The 10,041-nt window shown below is 48.5% G+C and carries 10 protein-coding genes and 1 pseudogene; 10 read left to right on the forward strand and 1 reads right to left on the reverse strand.

From position 1 onward, the window contains the following. Positions 1–48: 48 nt before the first annotated feature. The 7 genes and pseudogenes from HPS57_RS06600 (at position 49) to HPS57_RS06630 (ending at position 6,922) form a co-directional block, all read left to right on the forward strand. Entirely contained in the window at positions 49–279 is a 231-nt protein-coding gene (locus HPS57_RS06600; protein ID WP_172181372.1) for a hypothetical protein, read from the forward strand. Next, positions 276–1,643, forward strand: a pseudogene (locus tag HPS57_RS06605) (TraG/VirB4 family ATPase); the annotation flags it as partial. The gene HPS57_RS06600 and the pseudogene HPS57_RS06605, both read left to right, overlap by 4 nt. Before the next feature lie 227 nt (positions 1,644–1,870). Further along, positions 1,871–2,707 (forward strand): helix-turn-helix domain-containing protein, encoded by an 837-nt coding sequence (locus HPS57_RS06610; RefSeq protein ID WP_172179815.1) that lies wholly within the window; start codon positions 1,871–1,873, stop codon positions 2,705–2,707. Between the two features lie 14 nt (positions 2,708–2,721). Beyond that, positions 2,722–3,828, forward strand: a complete 1,107-nt coding sequence (locus HPS57_RS06615) for a site-specific integrase (protein WP_172181376.1) — start codon at positions 2,722–2,724, stop codon at positions 3,826–3,828. Positions 3,829–3,847: 19 nt separating this feature from the next. Beyond that, the gene (locus tag HPS57_RS06620) at positions 3,848–4,252 is read left to right on the forward strand and encodes a helix-turn-helix domain-containing protein (RefSeq protein WP_172181378.1); all 405 of its coding nucleotides are present in this window, start codon (positions 3,848–3,850) and stop codon (positions 4,250–4,252) included. Beyond that, positions 4,252–5,007, forward strand: coding sequence for a hypothetical protein (locus HPS57_RS06625; protein ID WP_172181380.1), 756 nt, complete (start codon positions 4,252–4,254; stop codon positions 5,005–5,007). The genes HPS57_RS06620 and HPS57_RS06625 overlap by 1 nt, the downstream gene beginning before the upstream one ends. A 364-nt stretch (positions 5,008–5,371) precedes the next feature. Further along, positions 5,372–6,922, forward strand: a complete 1,551-nt coding sequence (locus HPS57_RS06630) for a coiled-coil domain-containing protein (protein WP_172181382.1) — start codon at positions 5,372–5,374, stop codon at positions 6,920–6,922. 106 nt (positions 6,923–7,028) lie between these two features. Here the strand turns inward: HPS57_RS06630 and HPS57_RS06635 are convergent, their stop codons facing one another. Beyond that, the gene (locus HPS57_RS06635) at positions 7,029–7,592 is read right to left on the reverse strand and encodes a Crp/Fnr family transcriptional regulator (protein WP_016563535.1); all 564 of its coding nucleotides are present in this window, start codon (positions 7,590–7,592) and stop codon (positions 7,029–7,031) included. A gap of 158 nt (positions 7,593–7,750) precedes the next feature. Here HPS57_RS06635 and HPS57_RS06640 point away from each other — a divergent pair, with 158 nt between their 5' ends. The 3 genes from HPS57_RS06640 to HPS57_RS06650 are packed head-to-tail and all read left to right on the forward strand — an operon-like array spanning position 7,751 to position 9,761. Next, positions 7,751–8,077, forward strand: coding sequence for a DMT family transporter (locus tag HPS57_RS06640; protein WP_016563534.1), 327 nt, complete (start codon positions 7,751–7,753; stop codon positions 8,075–8,077). Between the two features lie 13 nt (positions 8,078–8,090). After that, a complete protein-coding gene (locus HPS57_RS06645; protein WP_172181384.1) occupies positions 8,091–9,284 on the forward strand; it encodes an MFS transporter in 1,194 nt (397 codons plus the stop codon). Positions 9,285–9,314: 30 nt separating this feature from the next. Continuing rightward, positions 9,315–9,761 carry an arsenate reductase/protein-tyrosine-phosphatase family protein gene (locus HPS57_RS06650; protein WP_172181386.1) on the forward strand — a complete coding sequence of 149 codons (447 nt, stop codon included), beginning with the start codon at positions 9,315–9,317 and terminating at the stop codon, positions 9,759–9,761. Positions 9,762–10,041: the final 280 nt, after the last annotated feature.

Below are 10,041 nucleotides of genomic sequence, written 5' to 3' on the forward strand. Positions count from 1 at the left end.
GGGTTCAGTAACTACTCGAAGAAAGGACAAAAACAGATACTCGATGATATGAGAGAGTTCATAATCGAGGACATTAACAATTTACTTTCAGAAAACCATGACGATAAGAATGATCCATACCCAATCGTACATCGCTCTTATTTCGACCATCAGGAGTTTGAGAAGCGTTGGTATACGTTCTACGATATGATAACAGAATCCTTGGAAGGTTCTGAAGAATATTTCGTAGCCCAAAACAAGAAGCCCAAGAAACATAACAAGAAGAATAAGAAAAAATGATCTCATACGTAATCATAGCATTTGTAGCAATACTCATTGGTATGGCTATTTCAGTTTCAGCCTTTGGTACTGGAGGCAAACGTAAGAAAGTCTTTCAAGACATCTACTTCTCTATTGAAGATGTGGATGGCATTGGCGTGCTCTATACCAAGACAGGTGAATACTCAGCTATTTTGAAAATGGAGAATCCGGTACAGAAGTATTCTGCAAACATTGATAGCTATTATGAGTTCAACCATCTTATTACCGCACTTGCCCAGACACTTGGTGAAGGCTATGCCATTCATAAGCAGGATGTTTTTGTGCGCAAGCTGTTCAAGGACGAAAGCAACGACAACCATGAGTTTTTGTCTGAGTCATACTTCAAGTACTTCAACGGACGCTCCTATACGGACAGTCAGACCTATCTGATTATCACTCAGGAGAACAAGAAAAGCCGTCTTTTCTCTTTTGATAGCAAGAAATGGCGCGACTTTATGGTGAAGGTTCGCAAGGTCAAAGACCAGTTAAAAGACTCTGGCGTAGAAGCGTCGTACCTTGATGGCAATACGGCACGTGAATACGTTGACCGCTATTTCTCTATGAATTTCAACGACAAGATTGTGTCTATGACCAACTTCAAGGTTGACGAAGAGTCCATCTGCATGGGAAACAAGCGTTGCAAGGTCTATAGCCTTGTAGACGTGGATTGTGTCAATACACCGTCTATTGTTCGTCCTTTCACCAACATCGAGGTGAACAATGTTGCCATGCCAGTAGACATGGTATCATTGGTTGACAGCATACCTTCTGCCGATGTGGTAGTCTATAACCAGATGTTCTTCTTGCCAAACCAGAAGAGAGAACTGTCAATGCTCGACAAAAAGAAGAACCGTCATGCCAGTATGCCCAACCCAAGCAACCAGATTGCCGTGGAGGACATCAAGAAGGTGCAGGATGTGATTGCAAGAGAGAACAAGCAGTTGATTTATGCTCACTTCAACCTTGTTGTAGGAGTATCTATCGACGCTGATATTCAGAAGTGTACCAACCATTTGGAGAACTCCTTTGGACGCTTGGGCATACATATCAGCAAAAGAGCCTACAACCAGTTGGAACTATTCGTCAACTCATTCCCAGGTAATTGCTACTCCACCAATCCTGATTACGACCGTTTCCTAACTCTCAGCGATGCAGCTGCTTGTCTCATGTATAAGGAGCGTATTCAGCATAGCGAGGAAACGCCGTTGAAGATTTACTACACAGACCGTCAGGGTGTACCAGTGGCTATCGACATCAGTGGTAAAGAAGGAAAGAACAAGATTACGGACAACTCCAATTTCTTCTGTCTTGGTCCTTCGGGTAGTGGCAAGTCGTTCCACATGGAGTTTCGGAGGGCAAAACGGCGACAAACGGCTGCAAAAATCGGCGTTATAATACCTTGATTTTCAGCTAATAGATTTTAACAAACGAGATTTTCGCCTGTTGGCGATTCGTCCTTTTCGGAGTATTTTTGTACCGCGATTGTACCACGCGAGAGGGGTCACACGGCACGACTTTCTTTCAGCAGCGTGCAACAGCTTTCAAGAGCGTGCAACAAATTTCTTCGATAATGGACCGTCAAATTAAACACAATTTAACAGGTCAGCCCGACTACGGCTGGGGCATGACCGACAAGCCTTTCCTCACCATCGGGGAAGTGGCGGACATCCTGCAAGTGAGCAGCCGGACTGTGTATAACCTCATTTACAAAGGTACTCTCCGGGCTTGCAGACTGACATACCACATCACAATCATCACCAGGGAGGATTTCTTCCTGATGATTCGGGAGACAACCTACTGCAAGCGGAGCGTGTCTATCTTCGCAAGGCAGGGCAAAAAGACTAAAAAGAAGATGAACGAAGATACAACGAACACTGAAATAGACCTTTCCCAAAAGGAGGGAAAGAAGAAAGCGAAGGGCAGCCCGAAACGGCAGCTCATTCCGGCGGCTAACTACAAGCAGTCCGTGCGCGACACGTTCACGGACAATGAGAGTGCCGGAGGCGACCTTTATACGATGGCTGAGATATGCCAGAAATACAATTATACCTACGGGCGATTTTACAATCTCCGTATGCGCTACTCGATACCCTGTGTCAAAGCCAACGCCACCAAGTGCTTCCCGAAAGCCGAGGTTGACAAGGCTATGGCGCAGGAAGCGGAACGGCTGGGAAGCAACCTGTCGGAGCACTGGTATTCCTGTTTCGACATCATGCGCCTGTTCGGGCTGGGCAAGACCCAAGTCCGCAGGTTTGCGCTCACCCACGGGGTAAGGACGAAGCGCATCCACGGCAACCGCTTGTACTATCTCAAGGCTGACTGGGACGAGGCACGGAAGGTGTCGGAACGCAAGAGTGCAAGCACGAAAGCCAAGCGAGAGCCGGACAATGAATCAGACAACAATTAAAAATCACAACCGATATGACAAACATCTGCACGAAAGTAACTGTAAGGAAGCGACCCATCAAGAACGGTCAGGTGTCACTTTACCTTGACTTCTACCCGGCTATACGGCATCCCAAGACAGGCAAGCCGACAAGACGGGAGTATCTGGGAATATACATCTATGCCGACCCGAAAGACAAATTCGAGGCTGAGTTCAACAAGACCATGCTCCGCAATGCCGAGCTTGTCAAATGCCGCAGAACCGAAGCCATCATCAACGAGGAATACGGATTTCTCGACCGCAACCGCGGCAAGGAGAGTTTTCTTGAGTATTTCCGTTCCAAGATGGCGGACGATGACAATTACCGTAACTGGAACACCGCTTACAAGCACTTCGAGAAGTATTGCGGCGGAAGCTGCACCTTCGACAATCTGACGCTTGACTTCTGCCAGGGATTTCTCACCTATCTGCTGTCGCTCACAACTCCAACCAAGGGCAAGATGATGGCTTCCACCGCCAACAACAACCTCAACAAGCTGAAATGCGTCCTCCGCATCGCATACGAGGAGAAACGCATCAAGGAGAACATCGCCCCACGGCTCAAGCACGCCAAGGAGTCAAGCACGAAACGCGAGTTTCTGACACTTGAAGAGGTCAGGATGCTTGCCGCCACTCCCTGCGAAAAACCTGTTATACGGAGTGCCGCACTGTTCTCATGCCTTACGGGACTTCGCATCAGCGACATCATCCGTCTGCAATGGGAGAACATCATAAGAGGAGCTGACGGCGGCTGGTGCATGCACATCGTCACCAAGAAAACCAAGACGGAAGCCGTGCTGCCGCTGTCGGATGAAGCACTCGCGCTGTGCGGCGAGCGCGACGAGGGGCAGGTGTTCAAGGGGCTGACGAAGACAATCCTTCCCCTCTATCTCAAGGACTGGATCAAGTCTGCCGGAATCACCAAGCACATCACGTTCCACGGGTTCAGGCACACATACGCGACCCTTCAGCTTGCCGCGGGAACAGACCTTTATACCATTTCAAAGATGCTCACGCACAGCAATGTCGGCACGACACAGGTCTATGCCGATGTGGTGAACGACCTCAAGCGCAAGGCATCCGAACAGATTACACTCAAATGAAAACCGACACATATATAATATGAACAACATAACATTCGACCAACTGCCGCAGGCGGTTTCCATGCTGATTGAAAAGGTGGGATTGCTCACTGAACGTGTGGAGAAATTCCTGTGTGACGCACCCTCGCAGCATGGCGAGGCACACACCTTGCTTACTTTGAACGATGTTGCAAAGCTACTCGGGAAATCCGCGTCAACCATCTATGCCATGACATCCGACAAACGTATTCCATACCACAAGCGGGGTAACAAACTCTACTTCTTCGAGGATGAAGTCATAGCTTGGATCAAACAAGGAGGCACATCGGGAGTAGCCAGCGAGAGCGAGATTGAAAGACGGCTTGAGGAACTGCGCAACGGCAAGAAGCGCAAGCCGGGAGCGTTGACGGACGGCAACAGCCGGATGTCCGCAGTAGCACCATAATGTCACAGACCATGAGCAACGAGATACAGGCCATACACTACTGCACCATCCTCTCAGCCGGACAGTGGGATTTCCTTTTGGAAGGCAGGTTTTCCCCTCTCAGGCAAAAGTGCCTCTACCGACTGATGAACGGTGCTGTGCGGACAAGAACCGCTTATAAAATCAAGGGCATTGATATTGTGCTGGAGGTGGGACAGGTGGCGGCTTCCGATGTGGAGCTTGCGGAGTTTTTGGACTGCAACCGTAAGACGGTCGGCAAGCTCATCGACAGCTTCAACAGCCTCGGTATGCTGACCACCAAGACCAACAACCGCACTTCCGTTCATTCCCTGCATTTTCTCACTGGCTGGTATGTCGGAGGTGTCCTTGTCACCAATCCCCACTATGTCAGACCTTCGGCTGCCGCCAAAGGACAGACGGGCGATGTGCGGACACCTGTTTCCGACAGTCTGCCGTCAGGGGATGAACCGGGAGGCGCAGCCGTTGACTGCCACACAAGAGGGAAGGAAACGGACACCCTGGCGACAGGCGCGGCATCCCTTTCTTCTTCCCTTCTTTTGTCAGACAGTTCCAATCCGTCAGCCGATGTGCATGACGGCGACTGCCACAATCCGCCGTCCGATATGTTCATGGCGGACACAGCCGCAAATCGGCATATCACAGACAGTGGCGACATGGCATCCGGCGGCATCGGCGCAGGGAGCCACAGCGAGGCGCAGGACGGCACGGATGGCGGCGAGGTTACTCCGGCATAGGCTCGGCAGGTCGGGGAGCGCAGGGCGCGGTTTTGAGCGGTACTCCGTTGTCGTGGGGTGACTGACTGGGCTTGCCCAGATATAGCCCACTATAACTACACGCTTCGCTTCCGTAGTTGTGGGCTCTCCCGAGGGGCTGGGCTTTGCCCCGTCCCACTTATGGCTCTGCCCTAAGAACCCGGTCGGAGGCTGTCAGCCCCCAACACCCCTGACCAAAGAGTGACCCTCTCTTTGGAAACTCCGCTCAGTGGTCTCGACCCCTGAGAACCCCGAGCAGGAAGTGACCCTCTCCCTGCACCCTCCGATTAAGGCTCCGCCCTAATAACCCTTTCCCTATTGTAAATCTGTAAACATCATCATGCCTATGGCACAGAAGACATCAGTCAACATCAAGCCCTGCAACATCGGAAGCAGCGAGGCGCACAACAGGCGGACAGCGGAATACCTCGCACATATCGGCAAGGAAAAGTTCTATGTCCGCACTGACCTCATGGCGGCAAACGAGACATGGGTAGCACCTGATTTCGGCGGCACTTCGCTGTCGGAACGCTACAATCAGATAGCCGCGATGGTAAAGGAAAAGACAGGTCGGGCGATGCAGACCAAAGAACGAGAGCGTGTGAACAAGAAGACCGGGAAGGTGACCGTCGTGCGTGGCAGCACTCCGCTCAAGGAGGGTGTCGTGGTAATCAAGGATGATACCACGTTGGAGCAGTTGCGCCGTTTCTGCGAGGTGTGCAAGGAGCGGTGGGGAATCACAGCACTGCAAATCTTCATCCACCGTGACGAGGGGCATTACAGTGTACCGAATGACACCGCCACATGGAAGCCCAATCTTCACGCCCATATCGTATGGGACTGGATGAACCACGACACTGGGAAATCCTGCAAGCTGGACGAGAAAGCCATGAGCGACATGCAGACGCTTTTGGCTGAGTGTCTTGACATGGAAAGGGGCAGCTCAAAGGAGCAGACGGGAAAGGAGCATCTTGAACGCGCTGACTTCATCATCGCCAAGCAGAAACAGGAAGCGGAACAAGCAAAAGCGGAAAAGGAAGCAGCCGAATCCGACAGGGATGCCGCGATCCGAGAAACGGACAATGCCAAATCTGAACATGAAAAACTCCAGATCGGAAACGAGGAGAAGCAGCGGCGCAGCGAGGAACTTGACAGCGAAATCGCCGAAAAGGAAGAACGCGCGAGAGAGGTTGACAGGGAGAACACGGACAGCATAAAGTCCGGCATCGCCAACCTTTTCGGCAAGGGCAAGTACGCAGCCATCGAGCAGGAGAACGAGAGACTGAAAGCCGAGAACGAGCATATCAAAGATTCTTTCCCCGATGAAGTCAGGAAAGAGGTGGCGAAGCGGACAAAGGCACTGACCGAGGCGAAGCGGACGGTCGAACTGGAGCGCGACAGTGCCATGGCAATCGCTGACACTTATGAATCCGAGAGGGACACGGCTCTGCGGCAGCTCCGGGAGCAGATGACCGGGGAGCAGCACCGCGTCAGCATGGCGGTGAGCCGGGCAACGGCAGAGAAGGACAAGACCATAGAGCGGTTACAGGGTGCGCTGAAAGCGAGCCGGGATATTCTGAACATCATCGCTGATACTCTCTACAAGGCAAGCGAGGTGTTCAGGCGAGCCATTGAAGCGATTATCCATTTCGCCACGGAGCAGCACAAGTCAATCTTCTCTCCCTCCGAAGCCGCCGACATCAAGAGCGTGATGCAGAGCTACGGTGAGACCACCGAGCAGCAGAAAGCGGTCGGCACATGGCTCTGTGACTATGCGGAACACCGACAACCCTTTGATGAAATAAAACATCGCCATACACTCAACGAGGTTGGCGATGTCGCGGAAGGTCGGTATGACTGGAAGATTGATAGGGGGCGAGGCGGGATAAGTTTGTAATCCCGTTTTCAATGTTCACATTCCCAAACAGTGGTTGGGAATTGTATATTTCGATTTCATAACAAACAATGCTTCTAACAGTTATGCATTGACTGGTTGCTCGAAGTTATTTTACCTTTGCCCTAATCCGGCTCAGACTTGTTTGTGTAATACCTAAATAAGTAGCTATGCTTCCGAGAGGTAAGCGTTGCAGCAAATCCGGATTATTCTTCAGCAGTTCGCTGTAACGCTCCGAGGCGATGACAGAAAGCATGGAAATCAACCTTTCTTCGGCAGCAAGCAATTCCATCTCAGCATATCGCCGTCCCCAATTAGCAATATGTAAGTCCTGCAAAAATAAATCCTGTAATTTTTTTCGTGATAATACATACAAGATTGAGTCTTCCATCAGCTCCATGGTTTCATAGCCGGGTTCTTCGTTCACATATCCCTTCATGGAAACTATGGTTGCTCCTTCCTTACCAATCCAAAATGTAATGTCCTTCCCGTCCATTAAAGTAAAGGCACGGACAATTCCCTTCTTTATGAAAAAGATGTCTTTTTCAATTTTCCCATTCTCCAACACCCGGTATCCCTTAGGATATGAAACTTCCGACAGACATTCCTTTAATCGGCTTAGAGATGACTCAGGCATCGCATATCGTTGGGTGATTATCTGCTTTATATCCATAATTTATAGGTTCCGATTTATTTGCAAAATTACTAAATATCCGGCAGAATCAGGATGGCAGAACTGATTTTTACATATGATAAAACCGTTTTTGCCATATGTAAAAAGTTGCGCGCTATGTTTTAGCTAATTTTGCATCCGATTTAAAAAATACAGATATGAATTGGATAATATTATTATTGGCTGGATTATTTGAGGTAAGCCTGACATTCTGTTTAGGTAAAGCAAGGTCTGCCTCCGGTTTTGAATACTATCTGTGGGGAAGTGGATTTCTCGCTTCCACGGTCTTGAGTATGGCACTCCTTGCAAAAGCAGTCCGAACCTTACCCTTGGGCACGGCCTATGCCGTTTGGACCGGAATTGGGGCGGTAGGCACTGTCTTGGTCGGAATAATCTTTTTCAAGGAATCTACGGCTCCCATAAGAATTTTCTTTTTAGTCACCCTCATTTTGTCTTTGATTGGATTGAAGGCAGTCTCATCATAGTAACAATAGGCTCATGAGATATGAATTGAAACAAAATCAAGGTATTCCAACTCCCTTGCTCGCTCTTATGGCAATCGCCACCGGACTTTCGGTGGCGAATTGCTACTACAATCAGCCATTATTGGGAAGTATGGCAAGAGCTTTTAATGTGACTGACTTTTCAGCCAGTATTGTGGCGACATTGACCCAGATTGGATATATGGCAGGACTTCTGTTTGTCATTCCACTTGGTGACTTGCTGTCAAGAAAGAAACTTATATTGGCAAACTACATTATTTCGGCATGTGCATTGCTTTCAATAGCGGTTTCACCAAATATATATTGCATATGGATAGCATCTTTTTTCGCAGGTGCGTCATCCGTTATGCCGCAATTCTTCATCCCGTTGGTATCCTATAATTCTTCTCCCGTACACAAAGTCCGCAACGTGGGTATCATCCAATCCTGTCTTCTCATCGGCATTCTGGGGTCTCGTGTCTTCAGTGGATTATTGGCTGACACATGGGGCTGGCGTTCTGTTTATTTCGTGGCAAGTTTCTTTATGCTTGGCTGTTTCGTAATGATTCATCGAATGTTGCCGTCATTACCGCCTCTCAGACAGGACACATATTTAAATCTTTTGAAATCATTACTGCGGTTGTTTGCAAAATACTCTTATCTTCGTGTCGCATCATTAAGGGCATCATTGGCATACGCTTCATTCTTTGCATTGTGGAGCTGCCTTGCATTCCGATTGAAACAGGCTCCGTTCTTTGCAAGTGACAACATTATCGGCATACTCGGTCTATGCGGATTAGCCGGAGCCTCGACGGTGGTGTTCATCAGCGGCTATATCCCGAAATACGGGGTGAGATTCTTTTCAGTCATAGGAGCTTGCCTGATGTTATTGACATGGATAATTGCACTGTATGGAGATAACAGCTATTTGTGGATAATCATAGCTATTCTGTTGATTGATGCCGGGATGCAGTGTGTGCATCTGTCAAATCAAGCCAGCGTGGTTGCATTGGACGATTCAGCCATAAATAGGATAAACACAGTCTATATGACAGTCTATTTTCTTGGCGGTTCAGTTGGGACTTTTGTCGCAGGCTTGTCTTGGGAGCATTTCAGTTGGACAGGGGTAGTATGCACGGGAATATTTTTCATAGTGGCTTCCCTCCTTGTCAATTGCTCAAAACAAAAAGTTAATCCGGCGGGAATGTAACATATTCATTTTATAAATAAATCCGCTCCAATGAAGATTGTATTTGTGTGTACCGGTAATGCAAGCCGCTCGGCAGTTGCCGAGGTCATATTGAGAAAAATGATTCAGGAAACAAGCCTTGAAGACATTGAGATTCTATCATGTGGAACAGATGTCCCATACGGGCAAGAACGTGAAGGAATCATGTGTCAAATAGCGGCGGAGCATGGATATTCGATGGGTAGTAAGGCAGTGATGATAACTGCGGAATTGGTTAATGCAGCCGACCGAATCATTGTTATGACAAGGCAACATAAGACCGAAGTGATGCGGTTATTGGATCCATCACACTGGAATCGTATCGCATTATTCAACGACATCTGTTTCGGAGAATCTTCAGACCTCCCGGATCCTCACTATCAGTCAGCACAGGTATATTACACCTGCTTCAAAGCCATCGAAAAGGGTTGCAGGGAGATAGTCAGAAAACTGAAATAATCGAACCCTTTTCACCATCTTTAAGTTGTTTTCTGGGAGTTATTGTACCCGGCTTGTTTCTTGGACTGTATATAATATTGATTTTCAGTAGTAGTAAGAAATTCCTTGACAAGTGTTTTTGCACTCCTGCATCCTATCCCGAAAGGACAGCCCAAACCATAAAAACATTTATCACTCGTTAAATTTCTGTTAAATTTTCGTATTCGACACTCACTTTTTTACAGTCCTTTTTCTTTCCTCAAATAGCTTTTATACCCTCTTTCCCCAACCAAGTTTTTTT

This window comes from Palleniella intestinalis, from assembly GCF_013166595.1.
GTDB classification, from domain to species: domain Bacteria; phylum Bacteroidota; class Bacteroidia; order Bacteroidales; family Bacteroidaceae; genus Prevotella; species Prevotella intestinalis.